Origin of the sequence: Fibrivirga algicola, from assembly GCF_011742925.1 — a bacterium.
GTDB lineage: Bacteria > Bacteroidota > Bacteroidia > Cytophagales > Spirosomataceae > Fibrella > Fibrella algicola.
Genome location: NZ_WAEL01000002.1, coordinates 437,379 through 464,155 on the forward strand (window position 1 = coordinate 437,379; position 26,777 = coordinate 464,155).

The following is a 26,777-nucleotide window of genomic DNA, read 5'->3' on the forward strand; positions in this document are numbered from 1 at the left end:
GAATGGATGGGTTATGTTTATATCAATCGAGTAAATCGATAGAGATAAACAACTTAACGTCATGAAAAAGATAACGATCCTGGGTGCATTGCTAGTAGCTGGCCTCACCCTCAATGTAAACGCGCAGACAACACCAGCGACTCCGGCAACGCCAGCTTCGCCATCGACCCCTGCCGGCATGCCACAGACGGGTTCTACCGGAACACCAACAACCAACGGCACGTACAATAACTCGACTAACCCAACAACAACGGGTACATACCAGACCCAGCCAAGTGCTTCGTCGACTAACGGGACGACGTACCCACAGGGACAGAATCCAACAGCCTATCCGAACACGCAGGGAACAACCCAAAGTGGTCAGATGCGTACTGGTCAGTCGCAGAGTGGAACCACTCAGAGCACCACAACGAACGGTACCTACTCAACGCAGTCGGACCGGACAATGCGGAATGGCCAAACACAAAATTCAAACCGGACACGCTCTACTGACCGTACAACTATGGATCAGTCAGATACGAACCGGGGCAATGGCACAACGAACCGTACCCGGAGCACAACAACGGGTACCCGGAGTACGACCACACGGCCAAATTCGACTACGAACTAGTCAATTTATAGCGACATTCGGGTTAGCGGTTGCACTTACACAGGTGCTCGCTAACCCGATTTCGTTTATTTATCCAGCTCACTATGAATACGATCATCCTGCTACTCAGCTTAACCTTTGCGGTTGATTCATTTTCGCAGCAACAGCCCGCTCCTGCCGTACGGCCAACCCGCCCTCAAAATCGAACGATGTCGGCTCCGTCTGATACCAGCGGCGTTCGTAAACGGGGACGGAAACTTAATCCCGATTCACTCCGTCGGGGTGGAGCCACCCGCATTGACTCAGTCCGTCGACGGTAGCCAGACAGTTACCCTTTGGGCCTGAACACAGGCATTATTCCTTCATTTGTAGTTAGAAACGGGCCGCCGATCAAATCGACACAATAGGGAATTGCCGGAAACACAATGCCAAGGCATTGCCCAATCGCCTTAGGTTTGCCCGGCAAATTCAGAATCAGCGTCTGATTACGGATACCAGCTGTCTGTCGCGACAAGATTGCCGTAGGCACGTATTTCAAACTTTCCTGACGCATTAACTCGCCAAAGCCAGGCATCATTTTCTGGCAAACTGCCTCCGTTGCTTCGGGCGTTACATCGCGCAACGCGGGACCGGTACCACCGGTAGTTACAATCAGGCAACAACCTTCTGTGTCTGCCATCTCAATCAGGGCCGTTTCAAGCTGGTCCTGTTCATCAGGAATCACTCGGTAAACTGGTTCCCAGGGTGAGGTAAGCCAATCAGTCAACAGCGCGACGACTGCTTTTCCGGGGATATCTTCGTAGACTCCCGCACTAGCCCGATCCGATACGTTAATAATGCCAATCCGGGCAATTGCAGCTTCTTGTTCCATCGTGTAAAAATAGCATACGTGTCCAGCTTAGCGACTGGGTCTGTCTGGTAAACCAACGAATGCCGCGATGGGTTAGGTACGTATGAAAATGCGTAAGAAATCAGACCTACCCAGTAAAATCTGCCCTGTCTGTAACCGCCCGTTTGCCTGGCGTAAGAAATGGGAACGCGACTGGGATAACGTTATTTATTGCAGTGACCGCTGCCGCGCTGAAGGGAAAAAGTAATGCAAAAAAAAGGCCGGAAGCAGTGCTCCCGGCCTTTATTGCGACACCAATATGAATTAAAAAGTCTGGAGAGTCGGCGTGTTTAGGACACTGACACTAGTTATAGTTCGTATTCTGCGGATCCCAGTTAGTCCAGCCCTGTGTCCAGTTCACGGTACCGAATGCGCCACGGAATGTTTCTTTTGTGAAGAAGGAGTCAGCACCCTTGCCATCCCAAACAGCACCTGTTAATAGTGGTGAGCCTGTACCGGGCAGGAAATTTGGCGCTGTTAGGTTGAAGTTACTGGCGTTGAGAAGCAACGTAGTTACCTGATCTGATGGAATGACCGTGTTGCCGTAAGCAGCTGTGTTAAAAAACGTCTGTGCCTGAGCGGTCGTGATGCCAGTTGTTGCCAGGTTATCACCAATTACGGCCGATCCAGACAGTGTATTGGCGATGACGATACCGCGCAGTTGCAATGTTCCAGCGTTTACGTTTGCCAACGTACCTGTACCGCCAGCAATACCATTGTCTAAACGCATACCCTCCGGATAGCCGAAAAGCAACGAGTTAAAAATGCTGATGTTTGTATTACGACGCAGGTGCATACCCGACTGGTAGGCACCACTACCGCCCGTTGTATTTGCGTTTGATGGCGTACCACTGAAAGCAAAATTGCTTACGTTAGCAAACACGGCTGAGGTCAGTGGCAGACCGGCATTATTACCAGTTGCTGGTTGGCCTGTGTTGGCGAAATTATCAGATTCAAATCCGTTCGACTTTGATTGGTCAGCTACACTTGGATCGCGCAGTGCCACCGCATATTGTACTTTCCCTGAGAAGCCCCAGTCCGTATCCCAATCGTCATCGAAGCCACGGTGGGCAACCAGATACTTTGCGTTAACCGTACCGCCAAACCACTCATACGAATCGTCACCTGAGTAGGACACCTGAATGTGGTCGATCGTTGTGCCAGCCCCAACTCCATAAAACGTCAGGCCGTTGATTTCGCTACCAGGCGATAAGGCGATTCCAGGGAATTCGATCCGTACGTACTGTAACGTACCTGAATTATCATTTACATCTGTATACGTACCTGTTTGACCCGAAATGCCGCCTTCAAAATTAGTTGCCGAGGGCTGGTTAATCGGTGCTTTACCAATAAGTACAATACCACCCCAGTTACCGTACCCCCGCTGACCTGCTGGCTTGCTCGATGTGAAAACGATCGGGTTAGTAGCTGTTCCAGCGGCGCTAATCTTTGCTCCGGCTTCAACAATCAGGGTGCCTCCCTTATTCAAGCCTAGTGGATCCTGGTCGCCAGCCGTTCCTTTAATAACGGTGCCAGGCAGGATGGTCAGCGTTACCCCCGACTTCACATAAGTAAAACCACGAAGCAGATAAATGTTATCGGGACTCCAGGTTTCATTGGCAGTGATGTTGCCCGTTTTTTCAATAACCGGTCGTGTGCCTATTGAGAATGTCTGCGTACTGGCTACTTTCTGTCCAGGTATGGCTACAGAGATAGCGCCTGCTTGTGCATTGGCAGGAACACGAACAACTAGTTGCGTTGTCGAAGCCGTTACAATCTCCGCAACAGCGTTACCACCAAACGTCACCGTATTACTGGCGGGCGTCGCGCTGAATTGAGTACCCGAGATCACCACTGTACTGTTGACTGGTGCCGACGTAGGGCTAACGTTGGTGATAGACAGCACAGGTGCTGGCTGGTCGTCGTTTTTACAGGCGGTGAACGCAGTGCCAAGTCCGAAGATGACCAACAGTGTGTAGGCCAGTTTGTTTACTAGTTGCATGAGGGATGAATTGAGTTAATTATAAAATCGTAGCATCAAGGCACAACAACCCGGCGACCAAAGGTGTAAATGGCTGATACCGTGTAATAACTACCCCGGCGGAATGAACGGCGAATCTGGTCAGCGCTGGCCGTTTGCGACGCCACGTCTGATCCAATCTTGCCATCGCGATTGAAATCTTCAGTTAGCTGGAACGGTTGATTCAGAATATCCTGAATGCCCAGCCGGAGTTCAATCCGATTATTGAATGTCTTGGTTAAGTTCAGATCCACTACGTGACGAGGCATCTCGTAAATAGTGGGTACGTCTACGTTGCCTACAGCGAAGATCCGCTGGCCAAACACGTTGTAAAGAAGATTTCCCTGCCAGCCCGACTTGGGAGCAGCGTAGTAGACACCCAGGTTAAGCAAATAGGGTGATTGTCCGGCAAGAGGGCGGGCGTTTGATGTTAAGCCACGGTACTGCTGAATTTCGCCACCTAAGTCAGGAGCCGTAATTACGTCGCCTACATCAACTTGGCTCTTAATCAGGGATAGATTGCCTACCACAGTCAGGTTCTTCAAAAACTCGCTGGCTGAATTCTGAAACCCTTTCCGGACCTCAACTTCTACGCCATAATTCTGGGCCGATTGGGCGTTCATGAACGTATACGAGAGCACGTTTGGATTTAGCAACAGCAGCGATTCGATGGGGTTACGGAAATGCTTGTAGAATCCTGTTACCGAGATCAGTTCACCCGACGTCGGGTAGAACTCCCACTTAGCATCTACGTTTTGGATAGTAGCTGTTGTTAGCGTCGTGTTTCCCCGGATAGTGGCCAGCAGGCTAAAATCATAGTACTCGAATGGAGCAATCTCCCGGAACTCAGGCCGGTTGATAGTTGCCGAGTAAGCAAGACGGAAATTAGTACGGTCTGAGAGCTTGTAGGTCAGGTTCAGCGATGGTAGCGGACTAAAAATCCGGTTAGAGACCAGGCGTTGGTCAAGTCCGACGATGGTAGCCCGCAGGCTCTGATCGTTGTATTCGCCCCGGAACCCTACGGTCAGGTTCGTACGGGCTCCCAGATAAACATCACCACTAACGTACCCAGCGTAGTAGCTATTCAGACCACGGTACGAATCTACATCACGGGTGCCATCACGCAGCGTTAAGCCACTCGATCCGTTTACGTTGGCAGGGGTAAAGGCTGAACCAATATCGCTGTTCCGGGCGGTGAGTGAATTTTCGCCTACCGGAACGTATCCATAGAAGCGGGCATTGAAATCGCGGTTTTTTTGTTCGTAATAAACGCCCGCTTTAATCCGGTTGGGCTCGCGATCGGTTGGGTTACCGAATGTATGTTCGTAATTGGCAACGCCTGAGTAAACGAATTCTTTAAGCCGCGAATAGAATCGGCCCGTTTCTGTGGCGGTAGGATCTTGTGGCGTTACAATGGTGAATGGACCGGTGGTACCTGTAGCGCGGGTTGAGCGAGCACGACGCCAGTCTGGTTCCCAGCGGCCCGTATAGCCGAAGCTACCAATCCAGTTCACTTTCGTCAATTCATTAACGGTATGCTCACCGGCCAGTTGTGTGGTCAGAATGCTCCGGTTTTCAAACCGTTCGGAATAGGCGCGTACATCATTGTTATCATTCAGGTTCTGCCCTTCCCGGAGCGTAGTTTCTGTACTGCTCAACTGATTGAACAGTGTTTTCCACTCAAGGTTGAAGAGTGGAGAAATCCGGGCTGACCAGTTGTTCAGAATGCCTAACCGAGTGCCCCGACTGTAGGTTGCGTCGTTATATTTCTGAGCAGCAGCGTTAGCGACGGGGGAGTTGCCATACAACCGTTGGTCTACATTGGCGAACTGATTGGTCATCGCGTAGTTGATGCTCGTCAGGTTGCTCATCCGCACATTGCCGATATCGAAGCGGCGACCCGTGTTCAGCGCGAACCGAATATCAGGCGATACGGCGGTCTGCTGCAAGGCCCAATTGTTAGGCAGTAACTGAGCGTAAGCAGCGCGTTGTAGCGAACCTAGATTATTGAACGTACCTGAGTTAGCGGGGAAGCTACCCGGCAGTTGCTGATCCCGATCCCACAGGCCCAGCCAGTTTAGTCCACCGCGTTCGTGCGTCTGTACTGTCTGACCCGTCGTGTTACCCCGATAGCCAATTGTTACGCCTGCATCAAGGAAGTTTTGTTCGGGACGGCGCTTCGTATAAATCTTAATGGCACCACCGGCAAAATCACCAGGTAGTTCGGCCAGACCCGTTTTATACACGATCATTCGGTCGATGATGTTGCTCGGAACCAGATCAAACGAGAACGAGCGGGTATCAACCTCGGTCGATGGCGTAATAACGTCGTTGATGAGCACCGAGTTGTACCGCGCACCCATACCCCGAATCAGCACGAACCGGTTATCGACGATACTGACGCCCGGTACACGGCGGATGGCGGCGGCGGCGTCGCGGTCCTGCGACTTCTGAATCTGCTGGGCCGATACCCCTACGGCCATCGCCTTGATCTGCTTGATCTCGGTCACCACGGCGATTTCGGTGTTCGTAGTTCGGCCTGCCTTCACTACTACTTCCTGTAGTTGCTGATTATCTTCGAGCAGGTCCGTTTCCAGTACCGTAGCATTGCCAGATTCAATACGTACAGCGGCAATTGACTTAGTCTTGTAGGATACGTAGCTGATTTGAACCGTATGTGTACCAGTTGGCACTTTACTTAATTCAAACTGACCATTTACGTCAGTACTACCGCCCATTGGCGTAGCTAAGCCCATCACCTGCACGGTAGCTCCGATGATAGCCTCGTTCGTTTTCCCGTCCCGAATGGTACCTCGCAGGATACCTGTCTGGGAAAATGCACTCACTGATAAGCAGATTAGTGAGCAAATAAATATTACGTGTTTCATATTGGCGTTTATCCTTTACCGGATTTGACGCCGCAAAACTACCGGAGTAGTGTTACCTCATTGTTACGAGAAGGTTACGGGTACATTATGATTAAACCAACATGCCTGACAACTTGTCTAAGCTATAAATGATTGATAGTCAGTGATCTTTATTTTTCTCCTCCACAAGATTTTGTCATCTAGTATCTTAGCCATATAATCGCCTGTCTGCCTTTCGTTATGCGTACTGTTTATCATATTGGGCTTGCGCTCTTCGCTATCTTCAGCCTGCTACGCTGCCATCGGTCTCCAAAGCCAACGGAGTCGGCGAGAGTCGTGGTTAGCACGCCTAAAGCGTCGACAGTTGCTACGCCACCAACACCTGCTACCGCTGCCGTAACCAAAATTGCCCCACGTACCGTCCCTCTTTTTGATACCCTCCTGCTCGAACCACCCCTAGATGCCGGGCCAATTGCTCCTCCTAAACGGGAATTCCGTGCTGTCTGGATTGCCACCGTCGATAACATCGACTGGCCCAGCAAAAAAGCGTTACCTGTAGCTGACCAACAGCGCGAGTTCATTGAATTGCTCGACATGAGTCAGCAGACCGGTCTGAATGCCGTGGTGGTACAGGTACGTGCCGCCGCCGATGCATTCTACGCCAAAAGCGCCGAACCGTGGTCTGAATGGCTTACGGGGCAACAGGGATTAGCGCCCAGCCCCTTTTATGATCCTATGGAGTTCATGATTCAGGAGGCCCGCGCCCGGAATCTGGAATTTCACGCCTGGCTAAATCTGGACCGCGCCACGTTCGGCAAAAATGCCAGCGTAGCCCCTACCAACATCAGCTACCAACGGCCTAACTGGATGGTTGAGTACGGCGGCCGGAAGCTTTTTAACCTCGGCCTGCCCGATGTACGCGCCTATGTGGCCGGTACGGTAGCCAACATTGTGCGTCATTACGATGTCGATGGCATCCACTTTGATGATTATTTCTATCCATTTGGTGCCGTTGGCTCTTCCTTTGCCGACGATGCCGCTTTTCAGCAGTACAACGCTGATGGGTTAAAACGAGAAGACTGGCGACGGCAGAATATCGACAAGCTCATTCGGCAGATCAGCGACTCTATTCACGCAGTGAAGCCGTGGGTCAAGTTCGGCATCAGTCCATTTGGCATCTGGAAAAACCAAAAGAACGACCCGGAGGGGTCGGTGACCTTCGGCGGCCAGGCCTACTACGATCTCTACGCAGACATTCGTCGGTGGGCGAAAGAAGACTGGGTCGACTACATGGTGCCGCAAATTTACTTCTCGACCCGTTTTGACCGCGCCAACTACAAAACACTGGTCGACTGGTGGGTGAAAAACCGGGGTAATCACCACCTGTATATTGGGCAAGGGGCTTACCGATTGGGTAAAAACACGAAAACAGATACGGGGTGGGGCGAAGCCAGCCAACTGGCCGACCAGATGCGCCACAACCGGCAATATGCCGACGTGACGGGTAGCGTATTTTTCAGCGCCAAATCGTTGAAGACGAACATGGCCAGCAGCCGCGACTCATTGCGTGCCTCATTTTATCAATATCCCGCGCTCATCCCGACGATGCCCTGGCTCGATGCCACTCCGCCCGGACAGCCCCAGAACCTGAAAGCAGCCCCTGCCATTGATGGGGTCGAGCTGTTCTGGCAGGAGCCGGCTCAGGACACAGAACTTGATCGGGTACGTTGCTACGTCATCTACCGAACTGAAGGCATCCGACTGCCCCGTACCACCGATCCACGTAGGATCATAAACATTTGCCTGCCAGACGGAGGTACCCGTTTCGTTGACCGCACGGCCGATCCGAAGAAAAGATACACCTACGTCATCACAGCCGTTGATCGGCTGCACAACGAAAGTACTGGTAGCACACTGGTATATAAGGGGGGCTTTAATTAAACGCGGCCATAACCTCCTCTACTGATTTCGCATCGGGGAAATAAGAGACAATCCGGTTCAATACACCTTCAACAACGGCATCGGGGCATGACGCGCCGCAGGTCAGTAAAATAGTGACGGGGCGGGTTGCGGGCAGGTAGTGCTCAGTAATGCGTTCCTGCTTCGTATGAAGATCGTAATGACTGATAAGCGTATCCGACAGAATCTTTCGGTCTGACTCAATGAAATAGGTGGGTAATTTCTCTTCGCAAAGCTCAACAATGTGCTGCGTGTTCGACGAGTTATAGCCACCCGCCACAATGGCGAAATCGGCGGGGTACGTTAGCAAGGCATAGGTAGCATCCTGGTTATCGTTGGTAGCGTAGCAGAGCGTATCGCGGGTATTGGCGAAATGCTCTTCGACCATAGCTGAGCCTTCAGCTAACCCGTAGTGGTGAATCATGGTCTGTTTCAGAAAGTCGGCAATGCCCTGCGTATCTGAGGCCAGCATAGTCGTCTGATTCACCACGCCAATGCGACGGAGATCGCGGGCGGGGTCAAACCCAACAGAGTACTGCCCGGCGAATTCGGCAAAGAACTGCTCAGCGGATTGCTCCCCTGTCATGTATAGCGCAAGCCGCTGCGCCTGTTTCATGTCGTTGACTACCACGGTGGGCGCTCCTTCCTTGCTATGGGAAAACGTAGCGCGGGTTTCTTCGTGGGTGGGTTTACCATGCACAACAACCGTATAATTCTTCTGCCCAATCTGGCTGGCCTTGTTCCACACCTTTTCTACGAACGGGCAGGTTGTATCATAGGTTGCTACGTCGAGCTCAATGGCCGCTAATTCACGTTGCGTTTCAAGCGTTGTGCCAAACGCCGGAATAATGACCACGTCGGCGGGTGTAAGTTCGCTGAACGGGATCAGTGGCCGGCCAAGCGTATCAAGCAGGAACCGCACGCCCCGACTTTGCAGGTCGGCGTTCACGTCCGGGTTATGAATCATTTCGCTCAGCAGGAAAATTCGCTTGTCAGGATTCTCGGCAATGGCCCGGTAAGCAATTTCGATGGCATTTTCTACCCCGTAACAAAAGCCAAAATGCCGCGCTATCAGGAAACGAACGGGCCCAAAATCGAGCGTAGTAGGCGTAAAGTCCCGTTTCAGCTTATCTTTCCGCCGCCGATACTCTTTCAATGGCGTAATGATCGTGCTACGGTAATAGGCGGGGATGTCAAATGATTTCATAGTAGTCAGAGCGAGCCATCGGGTTGCAAGCCTAGGAGCAGCCCAACAAAGGTACTATATGGCCCGTCATAGCAAGAACAATCCCCTTCCAGCCTTTGTTCGTAGGTACGTTGCCCCAAAATAAAGTCTCATAGATGACTATCTACAGGCATTGTTACGTCAACAAACACGTCTTGATTTCCGTATATTTAACTCATAACTAGCTAGTCCCTGTCTTGATGAGACAACTCTTTACATTCTTTCTTCTCTCGGTCGTTGCACTGACCGTCACCGCATTTACCGAACCATTACGGCCTTCACTTGATAAGGTCTTTGGGCGCATCAATCAGGAAGTTCTCCAGCACAGCCGCGCCTACGAAACCCTCGCCAGCGCCAGTCAGCAAATTGGTCACCGCCTGACGGGCAGTCCCAATGGCGCTAAAGCTGAGGAATATGCGTTTAACCTGCTTCGGCAGTACGGATTCAAAGATGTTCGCTATGAAAGCTTTGAAGTAGAGTCGTGGATGCGTGACACCTGCACGCTCACGGTCGTACCTAACAAGTCGGACAATTTCCGGCAGATAAACGTGGTATCTCTGGCCCATTCGCCCGTAGACGCACACGTACGCGGCGAAATTATTGATGTTGGCAATGGCCTTGAAGGTGATTTTGCCGCCCTGAAAGACAAGCTAAAGGGTAAGATTGCGCTCGTTAATATTGGCCTCTCGCAGCCAACAAAAGGAGCGCGTAACCTGCACCGATCAGAGAAAACCGAACTGGCAATTCAGAACGGCGCCATTGGCGTGATTATGGTCAATTTGGTTCCAGGCAACGTGCTGCTGACAGGAACGGCCTCGGTAACGGGTAAACTGATTCCGATTCCATCCGTTTGTATTGCCTACGAAAGTGGCGTAGCACTGCGTAAATGGATGGCCGAGGAGCAAACCGATCGCCTGCACGCTTTGATCGATATGACTAACTTCAGCAAGAAGATCAAGGCCCGTAATATTGTGGCTACCCTACCCGGCTCAAAATTACCGAATGAGAAAATCGTACTTGGTGGTCATCTCGACTCGTGGGACCTGGCAACCGGCGCGATTGATAATGGTATTGGTTCGTTCTCGGTTATGGATATTGCCCGCACGTTTAAAGCCCTGAAACTGAAACCCCGCCGCACCATCGAGTTTGTACTATTTATGGGTGAAGAACAGGGGCTGCTAGGCTCACGAGCCATGACCGAGATGTATAAACGATCAGGCCAGCTCGATCAGATCCGGTACATGATGAATCTGGATATGACCAACAACCCTGGCGGTATTAATGCATTTGGTCGTGATGATACAGTGCCTCTGCTCAAATCGATAGGTGGGCTAATTCAACAAATAGATGGCAGCTTTGCTAATACCCAGCAAAATCAGGCGGGTCTTCACTCAGACCATCAACCATTTATGATCGAAGGCGTACCCATTGTGGGCATGAGTGGCAATCTCCCCCGCGAAGTGCTCGACTGCTACCACGCTAACTGTGATAAGATCAACCTGGTGAACAAAGACCATTTGAAAAATACAGTTCGCTATAGCGCCATGGTGCTGTACGCCCTTGCTGATGCGGAAGAATTGCCTGCCCGTCGTTTGGACGACACTAAAACACGGGACTTTCTTATTGCGCAAGGCTTACGTACCCCGCTCCAGATTGCCAATGAATGGCGCTGGAAAGAATAAACCAAGTTAACGAGACGGCATAGCATGTACCGTTCGATCAAATAAATGAACATCTGATAAATCAACTGTCTTTGAGGAGTAGATAGTAATGAGGGGTCGCAGTAAGTTTGCGCTGGCTACAACCATTCACAAAACCGCTGGCCTGTAGATAATGATTCTTGAATTTTCTGCAAGCAGCCACCTACCTTCACCCTCATCGACATAAAAAATTATGACTCAGGCGTTTAAACGGATGATTTATAGTATCAGATACCTGCTTTGGCTTGCCTTGAACGACCCACTTGGCACAGGCCAGTAGACGGCTATAAACTAAAAAGTCCCGCCAGCTGGCGGGACTTTTTAGTTTATAGCCTACGAAGATATATTGGCTGCAACAGGCTCCTATGCTTCACTACTGAATTTGTATGAAACCATTCCAAATCATCTATTTCCGGGGTTTTGGTTCTCCCCACGCCGTTTGGCTAACTGGCCGTGTACTTCGTCAGAATGAACTTGCCTCCCCCGTTGACCGTGCTCCGTTCTGGGATAATTTGTCAGCAACCGTCAGCCGTTTTTTGACGAACGAGGTGGGCGGCATTACCGTACGCATCGAAACATTTGGGCAGGTTTTCCGCACAGTCACCAACGAAGAGGGCTATTTCGACATCACGATTGATCCCAATATTGAGCTACCAGCAGGCCGGGCCTGGTTTCCGGTCAGGTACGTACTGGAAGGCGTTGAACAGCCGGAAGGTTACGAAGGTATATCGGGATCAGGCACACGAGAGGTGATTAAAGATGGGCAGCTGATGATTGCACCTGCTTATAGCCAGTTTGGGATCATCTCCGATATTGATGATACCGTGCTGGTTACCGGAGCCACTAATATTTGGCAAACGCTCAAGTTAACCTTCCTGGAAAATGCCTTTACCCGGCTCCCCTTCGCAGGTGTCTCAGCTTTTTACCGGGCCCTGCAGGCTGGTGCAGTGACCACTCTGTTCAATCCGCTTTATTTCGTTTCCAGCAGCCCCTGGAACATCTATGATCTATTGATCGACTTCTTCCGCATTCAGGGTATTCCCAAAGGGCCATTACTTCTGCGCTCTATTGCACTGAATGCCGACCTGATCTCATCACGAAGTCACCACACCCATAAGCGGGCCATGATTGATAAGATTCTGTCCGTCAACCCAGACTTGCCGTTCATTCTGCTTGGGGATAGTGGTCAGCAAGACCCGGAGATTTACGCCGATGTCATTCGCGCGAATCCGGGGCGGATCAAAGCCGTTTACATACGGGATGTGTCGGCTGAGGATCGTCGCGATGCCGATGTGCGCGAATTAATTCAAACGGCCGCTGCCGACAACGTACCGATGCTGTTGGTAGCCGATACAGTAGCTGCTGCTGAACACGCCGCCAGCCTTGGCCTGATCGATCCGGATACGCTGCCTGAAATAAGGGCCGACCGCCGGTCAGATAACGAAGTATAACGTACCCAACAACGGGGTTAGTTAATAACCCAGGTCAGACTTATATCGGCATAGTAAATTGGGTTGGTCGATATATCTTCATCGGCGTAAATCTTGATGGGTTTGACCAGGTGATTGGTCAGACCCAGACGAAACCCGGTGAACGTAGCCCGGATGGGCACAGCTAAATCCAAAGCCATAAGGCCAAACTTTTCAACCGTAGATGTTACGGCAGGGGTTGTAGCCCCAGTTCGTTTCGCCTGTAACCGCTGTAGCCGGCGTTCGGCGGCAGTAAGGGGTATAGTTGTCGTTCCTGTCGCTGTGGCCGTCGCCGTGCCAGGCTGATATACTGATAAAGCAGATGTCTCTGTTCCCAGAATAGCGGTAAAGGCGGGTATGCAGCTAACTCGTTTCAGTCCAAGTGCCGACGACTGAACTTTATGGGAAGCATAGGCGGAGAGCGAAAGTCGAACCCGATGTGCCGTGGCATTGCCAAACATCAAGTAATAATCAGCATTGGCCGATAGTACTGGGCTTACTGTGTAGTTTACCGACAGGTTACTGCTATACGGCAGCAGGTTTTGTTGCCCACTCTGGCTTAGAAATGACCGGCTCAGTTCGCCTGAAACAGCCACTACGCTACTGACAATACCTAAATAACCAGCGGAGATGGCTGTTAACTCATAATGCGGTAGGCTCTGACTGAAGTAGTAACCGGTTAAGTCGGCATAAAAACCAGACTTGGCATAGTATGTAATACTGGGAGTGCTCATCCACTCATTAACACCAAAATCGCGCCCTGAAAACACCGCACGACTTGTATAATTAACGCGAACAGTCAGTTCGCGTGATGATAGCGAAACTGTACTGGACGTGGGCTGCCCGGGCTGGGCAGTATCGGCGGGGAAAGAAGTTGCCCAACTCGAGAAACTCAAGAACATGAGTTGTATGCTCACCAGCAGTAGACGATGTGCCATGTAGAAAAGAGAGGATTAACGTAACAACGCCCGGTCAGTCGACTAACCGGGCGTTGTCTTACTAGCCTATTTCAGGGCTTAGCCATTCTTCTTACCCTGACGTTCGCGCCGGGCCTGAAGCCGCACTTTCGCTTTTTCACGCTGTTCGGGAGTCATGGCAGCCAGTTTCGCCTTCATTTCTTCCCGGCGGGCTACACGTTCTTCCTTCGACAGGCGAGGTTTCTCGGTTTGGGCAAATGCACCTACTGATACGAGTGTTGCGACAATAACAGCCGCAAGAAAACGGGTTTTCATTGTAGTGTTTAGTTAAGGATACATGATAGAGCCAGCCAGTATATACCAGTCAACCTACTGTCTGATACAGCAATAATACTATTTTTTTGCGAAGTCAAAAAGTAGTCATTTTCAACTACGCCTCCATACTATCTCTTGCACCACTGTAGTTTAATAGGCTTTTAATCAGCCAGCTAAGCATAACGCATAAATCAAGCTCATCAGCGTCTTGTAAGTACTTTTCAGGAACGTGACCATGTACCGGCTCAGAAAAAGTGATTGGCTGATTTCTTCTTTGTTATTTCGTAAACATGAACCCTTCCATCCTTCATTCTGGTTTAACGTTCCAATTTGCCCGTAGCGGCGGGGCAGGCGGCCAAAACGTAAATAAGGTAGCTACCAAAGCCGAACTTCGCTTTTCGGTACGTGACTCCACCTTACTCTCCGACGAACAACGTACCCTACTTTTGGAGAAACTGGCGAATAAGCTTACCAATGAGGGTGAGCTGGTGCTGACACATCAGACAGAACGTACCCAATTAGCCAATAAAGAAAAGGTACTTAAGAAGTTCGATCGACTTATTGCGAAAGCATTTGAACAGCAAAAGCCCCGCAAGGCCAGCAAGCCCAGTAAGGCAGCGGTAGCCGAACGGCTCGACCAAAAAAAGCGCCGCGCCGATATAAAATCAGCGCGGCGCAAAGTAGATGAATAAGATAGTTCTTAGTTTCGAAGCTCACTTCTCAGGTTTCAAGTGCTCTGCTCGCTCACTAGCCAGTTGACAAGCGGAAAACCTAAGAACTATCCTTTCTGACTGGCCCGGAAGAGTTTCTGTTTCTCTTCGCGGGTCAGGCTTTCGTAACCAGAACGGCCGATTTTGTCAAGGATAGCGTCAACCTCATCCTGATCGGGCATCGAGGCAGCGGGGCTTGGGCTGCCGACTGAGGCGTAGGCACTGGCTGTAGCCTGCGTGCTGCGTTGCCGCTGTGATACTTTTACGGGTGGTTTAGCCCGGAACAGGTTGCTCCAGCGGTCCATCAGCCAATAGATAGGCCGACCCAAATCGCTACCTGCCTGCAATAATTTGATGTAACTGAAGCCGATAAGTGCTCCGCCCAGGTGAGCCAGATTGCCACCTGCGTTGTCACCTACAGAGTTAAAAAACGACAGCACTACAAAAAACAGCACAATGTATTTGATACGCACCGGCCCGATGAATAGCAGGTGAAAAGTGTAGTTCGGCAATAATGTAGCGGCGCCAACAGCCACAGAAAGCGCTGCGCCCGACGCACCTAGCAACGCCTGACCGCCAACCTGCGTACTAAAGTATGGAATGAGGTTGTAACTGGCAAAGTAGCACAGACCGCCACCTAAGGCACCAAGAATGTATAAACCAACCAATCGGCGGCTACCCAGGTATTCTTCAATGAGACGACCAAACCAGTACAGAAAGATCATATTCCAGAGAATGTGGAACGGATCAGCGTGGGTGAAAGCATAGGTCAATACGGTCCACGGCTTCTTCAGCAGTGCCATCGGCGCCCAGGGCATCATCAGTTGGTCAAGTACCCACTGATAGGCGGCCGGTTGCCCAGATAGTTTCGTGACCACCAATACAATAATGACGGTCATGAAGATGACCGTATTGATCAAAATCAACTGCACCAATGTATTATTGGGCTTGTTGAATTCGGACTTGAAATCGTCTAGTAGTCCGCTCATTGTAGTACACCTGATTAATCGATGTGAGACACGCGAAGCAACGCTACGGCCTTTCCGTCTAGTGGCTTTCGTTTACTATCTTACTTCGTTTTCTAGTAAAATGTTTTTCGTTGAGAACCCCAAATTCGTATTATTATGTACGCGAATAGCATTCCGCCGATATGAGCGAAATGCGCCACGTTATCAGACTGCGCCCGATAGATGCCGCTGTACACTTCCCAGATCGCGTAGGCACCTACCAAGTACTTTGCTTTAATGGGAAAGGGTATAAACAGCATGAATAGTTCGGTGTTGGGGAACAATAGGCCAAACGCCATAATGATACCGAAAATTGCCCCCGATGCCCCCACCATTGGCGTGTCAACATGCTCACTGACGTAGACCGACAGGTAGCGTACACCCTGCTCAATATACGCTGGATTTGCCTTATCGGCGTCAAACTTTTGAATAAAAGGCTCCAACGGATCATAAATTGAGGGAGCGTACTGATTGATAAATCCCAGAAACTCGCCATTGCTCGGATTAGCCCGATACGCGTTAAATCCGTCGACGAGCGCCGCTGTTTCGTAATAATTTACACCCAGATATAAGGCTGCTGCGCCCAACCCTGTCATCAGATAAAACGAGAAAAAACGGCGCGGTCCCCAGAACTGCTCCAGTAGCGGGCCAAATATGATTAAGCCCAACATATTGCTAAACAAGTGGCCGAAACCCGCATGCATAAACAGATGCGTGATAAACTGAATCGGACTGAACTGATCAGACAAAACCGAATGAAGGGCAAACCGATCGACTACAGATGCCCCCAGCGACGAAGTCACAAAAAAGACCCCGACGTTAATGAACAATAAGAGGCGTACCGTAGGCGTAAGATTAAACATTGGTAATCCAGTTTGTTTTAGGCCAGCCGTCAGACTGGCCGGTAGTTTATTGGCAGGCTACCTTGCAGCAGCCGGTTAATTGAATCAACCCTTAAGCAGGCCCGACAGTTTATCAAGCGATAACAACGACGTAATTGATTCACCGCCGGGTGTGTAGCTGGGGTTCGCCGAGGCAAACAACTGATCGACCAGCGCCCGGCGTTCGGTTTGGCTCAACGGTTTTTGGTGCCGCGTTGCCGACCGACGGGCCAGCGACCGGGCCAGCGCTTCAGACCGGTCTAACTTCATACGGCCTGTATCTTCCCGGAGTTGCGCCAGCAGGTTAGCAAATAATTCCTCTTCCCGCTCATCAGCCGTTTGGGCAGGCACCCCCCGGATCACAAACGTGTGCGCTCCCAGTTCGTCGAATTGAAAGCCCACGCTTTCCAATTCCGTTCGTAAGTCGAGGGCCAGTTGATAATCTACCGCTGAAACAGCCACGGTCTTAGGGAACAGCAACTGCTGCGATGCGCCATTACGCTTGGTTAGGGCCGTGTGAAACTGATCATAGAGGATACGCTCGTAGGCCGCCCGCTGATCAATCAGCAGCAAACCCGATTTAACAGTTGTAAGAAGATACCGATTTTTCACCTGAATCACGGCCGTTTCTACCTCATCGGTCAATCGCTCACTGGTGTCCGACATCTTGTTGGCCCGGCTACCCACTGTAACAGGGGCATCGGCCAACGACTCGAACGGAATGGCACTGGCAGGCTGTGGCGGGAACGTACCTACGGCGGGAATAGCATCAGGCACGTCGATCGGTGTGGGTTCGCCGGAAGACGTACTTACAGGCTCTTCTGCCCGGCGAGGGGGCTCCAGGCGGGGTGCACTGTCGAGCCAATTACCTTCTTCACCGCTGGGTTTAGCACCCATTCCGGCGGCCTGCTCATTCTTCCTGGCCTCAAAAAGGGCCTGCCAGTTCTGATGCGTTACTTTTTTAGGTGCTTCGTGATGGGCCGGAACCGGCGGTCGGTTGTCGGCACTTCGATCGGCTGGCGGGGCGGTCGGTTTGCTCCACGACGGTGTGATGGGTCGTGCATTGGGCATAGCATCACTCCCACCCGGTGCAGACCGATTTGACGGTGCCCCCGGCGCAAAGTGTTTGCCAATGGCATCGCTCCCCCCGTTGCTGCCCCGGCCCGCCAGGAAATTGACATCCAGCTCAAAATCGAGCGAGGGCGACAGATTGTATACGCCAATTGCTTTCCGAACGGCCGCCATGACAATGGCATAAATCGACCGTTCATCGTCGAACTTGATCTCGGTCTTGGTCGGGTGGATATTGATATCGATATGCGACGGATCGATCTCAATAAAGAGCACGTAGAACGGATGATGCCCGTCGGGAATGGTGCCTTCATAGGCCCCGATTACCGCGTGGTGCAGGTAGCTGTGCTTGATGTACCGATTGTTGACGAAGAAATACTGCTCATTCCGCGTCTTTTTCGCCGATTCAGGCTTTCCAATATAGCCATGCACCGATACATAGGGGGTTTCCTCATCACAGGCGGCCAGTTGCTCGCGGTAGCCTTTGCCAAACATGTCTACGATCCGGCGACTAAGCTTACCGGCCGCGAGGTTGAATACCTCCTGATCGTTGTGGAACAAGGAGAAGCCGACCTCGGGATTTGCCAGCGCTACCCGCTGAAACTCGTCAATAATGTGGCGCATCTCCACAGAGTTTGACTTCAGGAAATTGCGCCTGGCAGGTACGTTGAAAAACAGATTTTTTACCAGCAGATTAGTACCCGGCAGACACGATACCGCTTCCTGCGCTTTGATGTCAGAGCCCTCAATACGCACCAACGTACCCAGCTCATCGTCGGCGCGGCGGGTGCGCATCTCCACCTGGGCTACGGCAGCAATAGAAGCCAGTGCCTCCCCCCGGAAGCCCATGGTCCGAATCTTGAATAAATCGTCGGACGTGCGGATTTTCGACGTGGCATGCCGCTCGAAGCTCATGCGGGCGTCGGTTTCGGTCATGCCCTTGCCGTCGTCAATTACCTGCACCAGCGTCCGGCCGGCGTCGCGCACGATAAGCTGTACTGACTTGGCACCTGCATCAACGGCGTTCTCCAGTAGTTCTTTCACCACCGAAGCCGGACGCTGCACGACCTCACCAGCCGCAATCTGGTTAGCAATCGAATCGGGTAAAAGCTGGATGATATTCTGCATAAAAAGACAACAGGTAAAGCACAAAAATAGTCTCCCAACGGCTCATTGATTCTGCCAGTTTGGCGAACGTTTTTCCAGAAAAGCGGCCATGCCTTCGCGGGCATCAGCCGTCTGCTGTATCTGGGTGAACTGATCGTGCAGATAGGCCTGTTGCTGGCTGGCTGGTCTGTTTTTCAACTCCTGGTAGGCGCTCAGTCCAAAACGCAGAGCCGTAGGTGACCCTTCTTTCAGGTCGGCCACCAGGTCGGCCACAGTGGCCACTAATGCATCGGGCGCTACTACCTGCGTTACCAGGCCGACCTCGCTGGCTGCACTTGCCGACAGCGTTTGCCCGCGCAGACATAGATCCAGTGCTTTACGGGCGGGCATCAGGTCGAGCAATATGGCCAGTACCTGAAACGGGAACAGTCCCCGTTTCACCTCCGGTAACGAAAACGTAGCGTGGTCGGCCGCAACGGCGTAGGTAGCGCCCCCTACCAGTAAAAAACCACCCGCATACACCGGCCCCTGAATCTGGGCGATGCACGGTTTGTGAAGTCCCGCCAGCAATTCGCCCACCCGAACCGGCCCGGCAGGCTCAGGCACGGTCAGCGGTTCAGCGTTGCCGGTACTGAGGGCTTTCAGATCCATACCGGCACAAAACACATTGCCTGCCGCTGCTAGCACCACCACCCAAACGTCGGGCGCTTGGTGCGCATAAGCCAACGAAAAGGCCAACTCGGCAAGTAGCGGTGGATGAAGCGCATTTTTTTTCTCCGGCCGGTTGAGCGTGATCGTCAGCACATGGTCTGTCTGATCAACGAGCAGATAGCGCAACGGGCGAGTGAGCAAATCGGCGGTTTGGGTGGGGGTATAGTGCATACAAATCGTGAGTACGAAGTTAGATGTCTGGATAGTGTGTTTATCCACAACCCAACGGCCCTAATCTTGGTTATCACTATATGAACACGAATAAGCCGACGCTCTCACAAATTGACCTCGACCGGGTGGTTGAAATGGCTTGGGAAGACCGTACTCCCTTCGACGCCATTGAGGCTCAATTTGGCCTGACTGAGCAGCAGGTAATCGAGGTAATGCGACTGGAAATGAAAGCCTCTTCGTTCCGGATGTGGCGCGAGCGGGTACAGGGCCGCAAAACTAAACACGTGGCTAAGTCACCTATCTTTGAGGAGGGTAGCGACCCGCGTTTCCGTTCGAAAAGCCAGCGCGTCATTACGCACAACAAGGTGTCGAAGCGATAATTCGACGAAAAAATTAGACAATTCTTTTCCCAATATTCTGCGGTTAATTTGCCATTAACCAAATTTTTATTTTCTAATATTACATAAAAGCGGCATGATTTTAGAATAAATTCGTTCGGGTCCGTAGCTTTGCGCATCCAAAAACGAAACTTTCTAAAGACAAACCCTGTCGCTGATGAAACTTGACCAGATCGACCGCAAGGTTCTAGATATTCTTCAATCGAACGCTAAGATCACCAATGCACAACTCTCCAAAGAGATTGGTCTCTCTCCTGCTCCAACGCTCGAGCGTGTTAAAAAATTAGAGACCTCAGGCATCATTCAGAGCTACCACGCGCAGCTCGACCGAGAGAAGGTAGGTCTCGGTGTCACCACCTTTGTGATGGTCAACTTAGTGGGACACAAGAAGATGGTCACTGACTCGTTTGTAACGCGCGTGAATGAGATTCCTGAAATCATCGAGTGCCATCACATCACTGGTTCGGGCGACTTTCTGCTGAAAGTAATTGCCCATGATATTGCGGCCTATCAGAAACTGATGCTCGAAATCATCAATGAAATCGAAGAAGTAGCCAGCACCCAGACGATGGTTATCCTGTCGACCTTCAAGGAAAGCAAAGTGATGCCAATTCCGTGAACCGGATGACACACCTTGAGCACCGAGACGTACGAATGGCTCTGCCGCAGCATATATCAGGCTGTAGCAGAGCCATTCTTAGTTGATATCGACAGCCATCGTTACGTAGTAGAATCCTCCGACAGACGGGCCAGCGGTGAACGTGGTGTACGGCCGGTTCAGCAGGTTGGTACCGCCTAGTTTAATAGACAGTGCCGGCTTGAGCAGTACGTAGCTTAACTGCGCATCGAACGTATTAATGGCGGGAACAAGGCCCGTTGCCAGCGACGATTGCCACAAAAAGGCCCGCTGGTATTTGTAGTTGACTGAAAAGCCCAGCCGCCCCCAAACGGTTGGGTTGGCAAGCCCTACATTGGTAATCCATCGGGGGGTGTTGAATGCTTCTTCCAGCCCGTCGCCCTGATCGGTACGGTCCAGGCTGGCAAAGGAAGCATTTCCGGAAATCACCCAGTTGCGCCCCGCCGAATACCGAGCCCCCAGGCTCGACCCGTAGTTGAACACCCGCGTTTTCGAGTTGGTCCAGAGTCGGTAGCGGTCTTGCCGGGCGCGGTCAGCCAGATAATACGGAACAGAATCGGTGACGCTGCTTTTGGGTACGTTGGCCTCAACCTGGGCAATGAAATTGTAATACAGGTTATAGTAAACGTCGATGTCGAGATACAACCGATTCCCGAAAAACAAGCCTTTGTAGCCCAATTCAAGGCTGTTTACCTGTTCGGGTTGCAGGTACGTATACGTGTTTGGCTTCAGGAGCGCTTTGTTCTTCTGAATCGCCTGCCCGGTTGTCAGTCCGTTTGTATTCACGTCGGTGTTGATAGCAGCCTGAAACGCATCGATGGACGTGCGCAGGTACGAATTTTCAAAAATACCCTGCGACATAATTTTCAGACCACCTACCCGTTTCACCCCACCCGAGTTCACGTTGGAAAAAGCTTCGAACAAGGACGGAAACCGATAGCCGGTTTGGTAGGACAGCCGAAAATTATGCGCATCAACGGGCGAGTAGACCGCCGATACGCGCGGATTCAGCCGGGCGTTGAAGTACCTATTCTTATCGACCCGTAACGAGCCGGTTAGCTTAAGCCGGTCACCAAAAAAGAGGCGCGACACCTGCACAAAACCGCCAGTTTTGTCATACACCAGATTCCGGTCTGAGCCGTCGGGGTTGATGAAGTAGTTCCCATCCGGAAAAACAACGTACTGCCGGTAATCCAGACCCGCCAGTAGACTGATTCCTGTTTGTTGACGGAAATTCGCCCACATCACCTTTGTTGGTTCAAACTGACCCTCAGCATGGTAGAGCCACGATTTCACCCGGAGCGCCGCACCAATGTCCCAGTTATTGATAGTGCGCAGGTTGGCGATCTGTGCATCGAAAGCCGCGGTGCCGGGTTGTGGGCGACCCTGATCGGCGGTGGCCCGGGCAATTTGCAGGGCGCTGGCAACAGGTTGGCCCGCTCGGGTACTCGCCAGGAATTGAGTTGAAAAATCGGCAAACCACTGATTATCTGATTTAGCCGTCCGGTCAATATTCTCAGCCATCGACCGGATGTTGTACGAGTTACCGGTGTTTTCGCTTGTTCGATAGGCACGCAGTTGAATTGACGGCGATTCAAGGCTCAGGCCGTGTTGGTCAAGGCGGTACTTGTCGAGCCGGAACCGGTTGGTTCGCTGATAGACATTATCAAGTGTGGCGGCTTTGTAACTATACGAGACCGTTACGTTCGGACGTGGTCGCCAGAAAAGTGCCGCATCGCCCCTGAGGTTATTCAGGGTAAAATCAGCGGTCTCGGCCTCTTGATAACCCGTACGCGATACCACATACTTTTTGCCATCCAGTGTTACTGTACGTCGATTGGCCGATTCGTCGCCGTAAGTATTCACTAAGTCCCGCCCTGGATTGACGGCTCCGGTTAAGCCCAGCGAGACATTGGCATTAGGATTCAGATCAGCATTATCACGGGCAATCCAGTCGTAGCCGCGCTGGTAGGTGACATTTACTTTTAGGGCAAACCGGCTGCCAAACGCCTGAGCATAACGCAGGCTGGTTTCGCTATATGCTTTTGCGGATAACAAAGGATCACTGACATGATTGACGCCCGTTTTCTGACTGATGCTCACCCCCTGCGACGTGAACGGGTCTTTAGTAATCAATTGCACCAGGCCATTGAGGGCATTCAGCCCATATAGTGCTGATGAAGCTCCCGGCACAACTTCGACCCGCTGAATGTCGAGATCCGACGGGGCAAGGGCATTGGCAATGGGTGCCCCGATATGCGGGGCCTGATTGTCCATGCCGTCGACCAATTGCACAAACCGAACGTTGGTTGGATTAGCAAAGCCGCGCGTGTTGAATACTTTGAAGCCCAGACTCGAGGTCAGCAGTTGAACGCCCTTCAGGTTTTCGATAGCGTCGAAATACGATGGCTGCGCCGACATCCTGATCTGTCGGGCATCTAACACATCGATACTGACCGGAGATTGCAACAACCGTTCCGGCACTCTGGAAGCACTAATAACGACCTCGTTGAGCTGTCTGTTACGTAGTGTATCATGGGGTATAATGGTACTGTCGGGCAACATATTGGCAACCGCGACCTGGCATGTACTTAGTAGTAAAGCGAAAAAATGCTTCATAGACTATCGTTATTTCCGACGAAATATAACGCACCGTTCTAGTCTATTAAACATAACGCCCATAAAAGTCTGTGAATTCTAGGGATTGGCTCAATTACTCTACTTTCTTTAGTACTATACTACCAATTCACCGCTATTTTTCCCCAATTCACCGCTAAACCGATCATAGCCAGCAACGGCACTCTGCACTTCAACGTATTCGTGGACTAAAGCGGCAGGTTATGGGCAAGTGTGTACTGTTTTCGGGCTTATTAGTCCTCTATAGTGTACTGGCTATAGGCCAGTCGCTGGACTGTACGAACATCGGTTTTGAAGAAGGCACAACGCGCGGCTGGTTGCTGAGCAACGGATCAGTTACAGATATAAATCAGCAGACCGTTTACCAGAGCGAGATGCCGGGTACGTTTGAGAACGGGCACCTGCTTACGAAGCTCACTGATGGAAACGACCCCAACGTTACGGTTGAGGCGATTCCGATGGTCGCTCCCGGTAGCACCCGCTCCCTGCGGATCGGCAATGTGACCCGCGGATCCAGGTTTGACCGGATACGGGGCTCCTTCGTTGTTACGCCCGACAACACTCTATTTCAGTACCGGTTTGCGGTGGTGCTGCAAAACCCGACCCATCAGCCGTATCAACAACCCGGTTTCAGCATTCGGATCACCAATCAGGCGGGGGCTGTGCTGGCCTGCAGTGAATATGATGTGTTTGCTGCGTCAACCATTAACGGATTTAAGGCTCAGGGCGACATTCGCTACCGAAACTGGACCACCGGCGCTATTGACCTGCGCGCCTACATGGGGCAAACGGTAACGGTAGAGGTAACAGCCCACGGCTGTACCGAGCGGCGGCATTTCGGATATGCCTATTTCGACGCGCAATGCCTGAAAACGGAGATTACACAGGCGCTTTTCTGCCCCGGCATCGACCAGACCATGACCCTCAAGGCGCCGGAAGGGTTTGCCACGTATGCCTGGAGTACGGGCGAAACTACAGCCAGTATCGCCGTTAAGCCGGTACAGGGAGCGGTTTATAAGGTCACGGTGACACCCTATTCAAGCCTCAACAGCAGTTGCCAGCTAACGCTCGACTACACGGTGCGGGTAGGCCAGCCTGTGCAACCAACGCTGCACACCGCCACCATTTGCGAAGGCGACATATACCGGGTCGGCGACTCTATTTACCAGACAGCAGGAACGTACCTGACGGCCATCAAACGGGGAGCGCAACAGTGCGACAGCCTGGTGCAGACAACGCTCACCGTACGACCACTGGCCCGACGTACCCAGACCATTACCTTATGTGAAGGCGACAGCATTCGGATAGGCGCTGCTGTTTATCGCACTGCCGGTACGTACCTGAGCCGCGGTGAACAGCCTGATCCATTATGCGACAGCCTGATCACGACCCATGTCATTGTTAATCCGTTTCGGCTATCAGTCGTTTCACCGGGCCTCATCCGACCTGGCGGAACCGGGCAGCTCCAGGCGCAGGTAAGCGGCGGCAGCGGTGGCACTACCTTTAGCTGGCTACCACCGGCGGGGCTGTCCTGCCCAACCTGCGCCACCACCCTTGCATCGCCCACCGCTACCACACAGTACACCTTATTGGCCGAAAATACCACACTGGGCTGCGTACGCACGGCAAGTGTGGTGCTGAACGTCGGGTCGTGTATTCTGTACGCCCCCAACATATTCACGCCCAACAAAGATGGCCTGAACGATACGTTCTTTATTCCGCCTAACGCCTGCATTCGGCAGATCAACGAACTAATCATCTATAATCGGTGGGGCGAGGTTATCTATCACTGTCAGAACGTCGCCGCCGGAGACCCACTGTCGGGCTGGGATGGCCGCTACCGGGGCGTCGATTGTGAATCAGGGGAGTATGTCTACAAAGTACATGTCGATTTTCTTAACGAAGGCACCGGCCACTTTCAGGGCCGCCTGCTGCTTGTTCGCTAAGCCATTAACCCAATTATGTTCGGGATGAAGCTTCCGGTGATTCACTCCAACGCACCCTTATTTATCATTAATTACCAGTTGGTCACAACGATCGACTACCTATTATCGTATTGTGTAAGAAAGCAACGAAATTCATGCGCATGAACAACCAGAATAGCCTGTTCACTCTCTCTATACTCCTTTGCCTGACGAGTATCCTCTCGCTGGAGAGTTGTAAGAACGACAGCGGTACTACCACGCCCATAACAACCGAAACCGTAACCGGAATTACCTGCGGCGCCACAACGTTTTCGGCATCAGCCGTCAGCGGCACCGCCTACACCGGCACGGCTACCATACCCTATTCGGGTGGAAACGCAGTTGCCTACGCCGCCGGCACGGCCATTGCGTCAACGGGCATTACGGGGTTGACGGCTACCCTACAGGCGGGCACACTGGCAACGGGCGCAGGCAACCTCATATACAACATCAGCGGTACCCCGTCGGGCAGCGGGGCGGCGGTTTTCGCGCTGACCTTTGGCGGGCAGACTTGTTCGCTATCCCTGCCTGTATCGGCACCGGGTAGCACGACTACCACGACCGATTGCAGCACCGCTACTACCAGAGCAGCTAAGGTAGCCTGCGCGGCCGATGCCTTTCTCGCCACGCTGACCACCGCCCAGAAAGCGACCGTACAACTTTCGCTGACTAAGGCCAACGCCATCAGGTGGTCAAACCTGCCCGGCGGCGTATCCATCCGAAATGGACTGGAATTCAGTACCCTCACAGCTACCCAACTGGCCGCGGCCAAGGCGGTTATTGCTGCCGCTGCCGGCACAACGGCCAACGAAGGCTACGATGAGTTTTTACAGATCAATGCAGCCGACGATGTACTCGGGCAAACGGCGGGCAGCGGCTATTCATCGGGGAAATACATTATCGCATTTTTGGGTACGCCCAGCGCAACCGGTACCTGGATGCTTCAGTTTGGCGGCCATCACTACGCTCAGAACATCACCTATAATGCCGGAGCCGTAGCCAGTGCCACACCCTCGCATCAGGGAATTGAGCCGAAAACATGGACATCGGGCAGCACCACCTACGCCCCACTGAGCCAGGAACATACGGCTATGGCTGCTATGCTGGCCTCGTTGTCGGCTGCTCAACTGGCGACAGCCAAGCTCAGCACTACCTTTAGTGACGTGCTGCTTGGCCCCGGCAAAGACGGTCAGTTTCCGGCGACCAAACTGGGGCTGGCGGTTAGCACACTCACAGCTACTCAAAAAGCGCTGGTACTGGCGGCCATCAAGCCCTGGGCGCAGGATGTAGATGACGCTACAGGCGCTTCACTGCTGGCCATTTACGAAAAAGAACTCGACGCAACGTACATCTCGTACGCGGGCAACGCTACGCTGACCACCAACGCCGACTATGCTCGTATCGACGGTCCGAGCGTATGGATTGAATTTGTTTGCCAAACAGGCGTCGTTTATCGGAACGAAATTCATTACCATACCATTTATCGGGATCATACACGTGACTACAATGGACTGTAGTCAAATCGTGACTCAT

22 protein-coding genes are annotated in these 26,777 nt (G+C 52.0%); 11 read left to right on the forward strand and 11 right to left on the reverse strand.

Features of this window, described 5'->3' with window-relative positions:
• Positions 1-61 precede the first annotated feature (61 nt).
• On the forward strand, positions 62-610 hold the full coding sequence (locus F7231_RS07070; RefSeq protein ID WP_166691391.1) for a hypothetical protein: 549 nt from the start codon (positions 62-64) through the stop codon (positions 608-610).
• A gap of 83 nt (positions 611-693) precedes the next feature.
• Positions 694-909, forward strand: a complete 216-nt coding sequence (locus tag F7231_RS07075; protein ID WP_085412197.1) for a hypothetical protein — start codon at positions 694-696, stop codon at positions 907-909.
• Between the two features lie 8 nt (positions 910-917).
• On the opposite strand, the gene mog is transcribed toward F7231_RS07075, so the two are convergent.
• On the reverse strand, positions 918-1,442 hold the full coding sequence (mog, locus tag F7231_RS07080) for a molybdopterin adenylyltransferase (protein ID WP_085415083.1): 525 nt from the start codon (positions 1,440-1,442) through the stop codon (positions 918-920).
• 106 nt (positions 1,443-1,548) lie between these two features.
• Between mog and F7231_RS07085 the strand changes: the two genes are divergently transcribed.
• Complete coding sequence (locus tag F7231_RS07085) at positions 1,549-1,686, forward strand: DUF2256 domain-containing protein (RefSeq protein WP_374757371.1); 138 nt, start codon at positions 1,549-1,551, stop codon at positions 1,684-1,686.
• 96 nt (positions 1,687-1,782) lie between these two features.
• Here the strand turns inward: F7231_RS07085 and F7231_RS07090 are convergent, their stop codons facing one another.
• Positions 1,783-3,480 carry an IPT/TIG domain-containing protein gene (locus tag F7231_RS07090; RefSeq protein WP_166691392.1) on the reverse strand — a complete coding sequence of 566 codons (1,698 nt, stop codon included), beginning with the start codon at positions 3,478-3,480 and terminating at the stop codon, positions 1,783-1,785.
• Between the two features lie 35 nt (positions 3,481-3,515).
• A complete protein-coding gene (locus tag F7231_RS07095; RefSeq protein WP_166691393.1) occupies positions 3,516-6,386 on the reverse strand; it encodes a TonB-dependent receptor in 2,871 nt (956 codons plus the stop codon).
• A gap of 219 nt (positions 6,387-6,605) precedes the next feature.
• Here F7231_RS07095 and F7231_RS07100 point away from each other — a divergent pair, with 219 nt between their 5' ends.
• Positions 6,606-8,306 (forward strand): glycoside hydrolase family 10-like protein, encoded by a 1,701-nt coding sequence (locus F7231_RS07100; protein ID WP_166691394.1) that lies wholly within the window; start codon positions 6,606-6,608, stop codon positions 8,304-8,306.
• Here F7231_RS07100 and F7231_RS07105 read toward each other — a convergent pair.
• A complete protein-coding gene (locus F7231_RS07105; protein WP_166691395.1) occupies positions 8,299-9,531 on the reverse strand; it encodes a 4-hydroxy-3-methylbut-2-enyl diphosphate reductase in 1,233 nt (410 codons plus the stop codon). The genes F7231_RS07100 and F7231_RS07105 overlap by 8 nt on opposite strands.
• Before the next feature lie 218 nt (positions 9,532-9,749).
• On the opposite strand from F7231_RS07105, the gene F7231_RS07110 reads away from it, so the two are divergent.
• Positions 9,750-11,231 carry a M20/M25/M40 family metallo-hydrolase gene (locus tag F7231_RS07110; protein ID WP_085412191.1) on the forward strand — a complete coding sequence of 494 codons (1,482 nt, stop codon included), beginning with the start codon at positions 9,750-9,752 and terminating at the stop codon, positions 11,229-11,231.
• A gap of 404 nt (positions 11,232-11,635) precedes the next feature.
• Positions 11,636-12,700 (forward strand): App1 family protein phosphatidate phosphatase, encoded by a 1,065-nt coding sequence (locus tag F7231_RS07115; protein ID WP_085412190.1) that lies wholly within the window; start codon positions 11,636-11,638, stop codon positions 12,698-12,700.
• Between the two features lie 17 nt (positions 12,701-12,717).
• Here F7231_RS07115 and F7231_RS07120 read toward each other — a convergent pair whose 3' ends face one another.
• Together F7231_RS07120 and F7231_RS07125 are read right to left on the reverse strand one after the other, a co-directional pair.
• Positions 12,718-13,656 (reverse strand): hypothetical protein, encoded by a 939-nt coding sequence (locus tag F7231_RS07120; RefSeq protein ID WP_166691396.1) that lies wholly within the window; start codon positions 13,654-13,656, stop codon positions 12,718-12,720.
• Between the two features lie 78 nt (positions 13,657-13,734).
• Positions 13,735-13,950, reverse strand: coding sequence for a DUF1682 domain-containing protein (locus F7231_RS07125; RefSeq protein WP_166691397.1), 216 nt, complete (start codon positions 13,948-13,950; stop codon positions 13,735-13,737).
• Between the two features lie 290 nt (positions 13,951-14,240).
• Here F7231_RS07125 and arfB point away from each other — a divergent pair, with 290 nt between their 5' ends.
• The gene (gene arfB / locus F7231_RS07130) at positions 14,241-14,642 is read left to right on the forward strand and encodes an alternative ribosome rescue aminoacyl-tRNA hydrolase ArfB (protein ID WP_166691398.1); all 402 of its coding nucleotides are present in this window, start codon (positions 14,241-14,243) and stop codon (positions 14,640-14,642) included.
• Positions 14,643-14,728: 86 nt separating this feature from the next.
• Here the strand turns inward: arfB and F7231_RS07135 are convergent, their stop codons facing one another.
• The 4 genes from F7231_RS07135 to F7231_RS07150 all read right to left on the reverse strand — a co-directional run bounded on the left by F7231_RS07135 (position 14,729) and on the right by F7231_RS07150 (position 19,608).
• Positions 14,729-15,649, reverse strand: a complete 921-nt coding sequence (locus tag F7231_RS07135; protein ID WP_085412186.1) for a rhomboid family protein — start codon at positions 15,647-15,649, stop codon at positions 14,729-14,731.
• A 92-nt stretch (positions 15,650-15,741) separates the two neighbouring features.
• The gene (locus F7231_RS07140) at positions 15,742-16,530 is read right to left on the reverse strand and encodes a rhomboid family intramembrane serine protease (protein WP_085412185.1); all 789 of its coding nucleotides are present in this window, start codon (positions 16,528-16,530) and stop codon (positions 15,742-15,744) included.
• Positions 16,531-16,614: 84 nt separating this feature from the next.
• A complete protein-coding gene (gene mutL / locus F7231_RS07145) occupies positions 16,615-18,747 on the reverse strand; it encodes a DNA mismatch repair endonuclease MutL (protein ID WP_166691399.1) in 2,133 nt (710 codons plus the stop codon).
• A 42-nt stretch (positions 18,748-18,789) separates the two neighbouring features.
• Positions 18,790-19,608 (reverse strand): enoyl-CoA hydratase-related protein, encoded by an 819-nt coding sequence (locus F7231_RS07150; RefSeq protein WP_166691400.1) that lies wholly within the window; start codon positions 19,606-19,608, stop codon positions 18,790-18,792.
• Between the two features lie 80 nt (positions 19,609-19,688).
• Here F7231_RS07150 and F7231_RS07155 point away from each other — a divergent pair, with 80 nt between their 5' ends.
• Complete coding sequence (locus F7231_RS07155; protein ID WP_166691401.1) at positions 19,689-19,988, forward strand: TIGR03643 family protein; 300 nt, start codon at positions 19,689-19,691, stop codon at positions 19,986-19,988.
• A 175-nt stretch (positions 19,989-20,163) separates the two neighbouring features.
• Complete coding sequence (locus F7231_RS07160; protein WP_198172203.1) at positions 20,164-20,625, forward strand: Lrp/AsnC family transcriptional regulator; 462 nt, start codon at positions 20,164-20,166, stop codon at positions 20,623-20,625.
• A 78-nt stretch (positions 20,626-20,703) separates the two neighbouring features.
• Here the strand turns inward: F7231_RS07160 and F7231_RS07165 are convergent, their stop codons facing one another.
• Positions 20,704-23,262 carry a TonB-dependent receptor plug domain-containing protein gene (locus F7231_RS07165; RefSeq protein WP_166691402.1) on the reverse strand — a complete coding sequence of 853 codons (2,559 nt, stop codon included), beginning with the start codon at positions 23,260-23,262 and terminating at the stop codon, positions 20,704-20,706.
• Between the two features lie 221 nt (positions 23,263-23,483).
• On the opposite strand from F7231_RS07165, the gene F7231_RS07170 reads away from it, so the two are divergent.
• Both F7231_RS07170 and F7231_RS07175 read left to right on the forward strand, forming a co-directional pair.
• The gene (locus tag F7231_RS07170; protein ID WP_166691403.1) at positions 23,484-25,226 is read left to right on the forward strand and encodes a T9SS type B sorting domain-containing protein; all 1,743 of its coding nucleotides are present in this window, start codon (positions 23,484-23,486) and stop codon (positions 25,224-25,226) included.
• Between the two features lie 140 nt (positions 25,227-25,366).
• Positions 25,367-26,761, forward strand: coding sequence for a DUF3500 domain-containing protein (locus F7231_RS07175; RefSeq protein ID WP_166691404.1), 1,395 nt, complete (start codon positions 25,367-25,369; stop codon positions 26,759-26,761).
• Positions 26,762-26,777 lie beyond the last annotated feature (16 nt).

What these genes read in the sequence shown, in the direction of transcription:
- F7231_RS07095 (WP_166691393.1), bottom strand. Translation starts at nt 6,386, where the DNA reads ATGAAACACGTAATATTTATTTGCTCACTAATCTGCTTATCAGTGAGT.
- F7231_RS07105 (WP_166691395.1), bottom strand. Translation starts at nt 9,531, where the DNA reads ATGAAATCATTTGACATCCCCGCCTATTACCGTAGCACGATCATTACG.
- F7231_RS07115 (WP_085412190.1), top strand. Translation starts at nt 11,636, where the DNA reads ATGAAACCATTCCAAATCATCTATTTCCGGGGTTTTGGTTCTCCCCAC.
- F7231_RS07125 (WP_166691397.1), bottom strand. Translation starts at nt 13,950, where the DNA reads ATGAAAACCCGTTTTCTTGCGGCTGTTATTGTCGCAACACTCGTATCA.
- F7231_RS07140 (WP_085412185.1), bottom strand. Translation starts at nt 16,530, where the DNA reads ATGTTTAATCTTACGCCTACGGTACGCCTCTTATTGTTCATTAACGTC.
- F7231_RS07075 (WP_085412197.1), top strand. Translation starts at nt 694, where the DNA reads ATGAATACGATCATCCTGCTACTCAGCTTAACCTTTGCGGTTGATTCA.
- F7231_RS07160 (WP_198172203.1), top strand. Translation starts at nt 20,164, where the DNA reads ATGAAACTTGACCAGATCGACCGCAAGGTTCTAGATATTCTTCAATCG.
- F7231_RS07070 (WP_166691391.1), top strand. Translation starts at nt 62, where the DNA reads ATGAAAAAGATAACGATCCTGGGTGCATTGCTAGTAGCTGGCCTCACC.
- F7231_RS07175 (WP_166691404.1), top strand. Translation starts at nt 25,367, where the DNA reads ATGAACAACCAGAATAGCCTGTTCACTCTCTCTATACTCCTTTGCCTG.
- F7231_RS07090 (WP_166691392.1), bottom strand. Translation starts at nt 3,480, where the DNA reads ATGCAACTAGTAAACAAACTGGCCTACACACTGTTGGTCATCTTCGGA.
- F7231_RS07100 (WP_166691394.1), top strand. Translation starts at nt 6,606, where the DNA reads ATGCGTACTGTTTATCATATTGGGCTTGCGCTCTTCGCTATCTTCAGC.
- F7231_RS07155 (WP_166691401.1), top strand. Translation starts at nt 19,689, where the DNA reads ATGAACACGAATAAGCCGACGCTCTCACAAATTGACCTCGACCGGGTG.
- F7231_RS07135 (WP_085412186.1), bottom strand. Translation starts at nt 15,649, where the DNA reads ATGAGCGGACTACTAGACGATTTCAAGTCCGAATTCAACAAGCCCAAT.
- F7231_RS07110 (WP_085412191.1), top strand. Translation starts at nt 9,750, where the DNA reads ATGAGACAACTCTTTACATTCTTTCTTCTCTCGGTCGTTGCACTGACC.
- F7231_RS07165 (WP_166691402.1), bottom strand. Translation starts at nt 23,262, where the DNA reads ATGAAGCATTTTTTCGCTTTACTACTAAGTACATGCCAGGTCGCGGTT.
- F7231_RS07150 (WP_166691400.1), bottom strand. Translation starts at nt 19,608, where the DNA reads ATGCACTATACCCCCACCCAAACCGCCGATTTGCTCACTCGCCCGTTG.
- F7231_RS07120 (WP_166691396.1), bottom strand. Translation starts at nt 13,656, where the DNA reads ATGGCACATCGTCTACTGCTGGTGAGCATACAACTCATGTTCTTGAGT.
- arfB (WP_166691398.1), top strand. Translation starts at nt 14,241, where the DNA reads ATGAACCCTTCCATCCTTCATTCTGGTTTAACGTTCCAATTTGCCCGT.
- F7231_RS07170 (WP_166691403.1), top strand. Translation starts at nt 23,484, where the DNA reads ATGGGCAAGTGTGTACTGTTTTCGGGCTTATTAGTCCTCTATAGTGTA.
- F7231_RS07085 (WP_374757371.1), top strand. Translation starts at nt 1,549, where the DNA reads ATGCGTAAGAAATCAGACCTACCCAGTAAAATCTGCCCTGTCTGTAAC.
- mutL (WP_166691399.1), bottom strand. Translation starts at nt 18,747, where the DNA reads ATGCAGAATATCATCCAGCTTTTACCCGATTCGATTGCTAACCAGATT.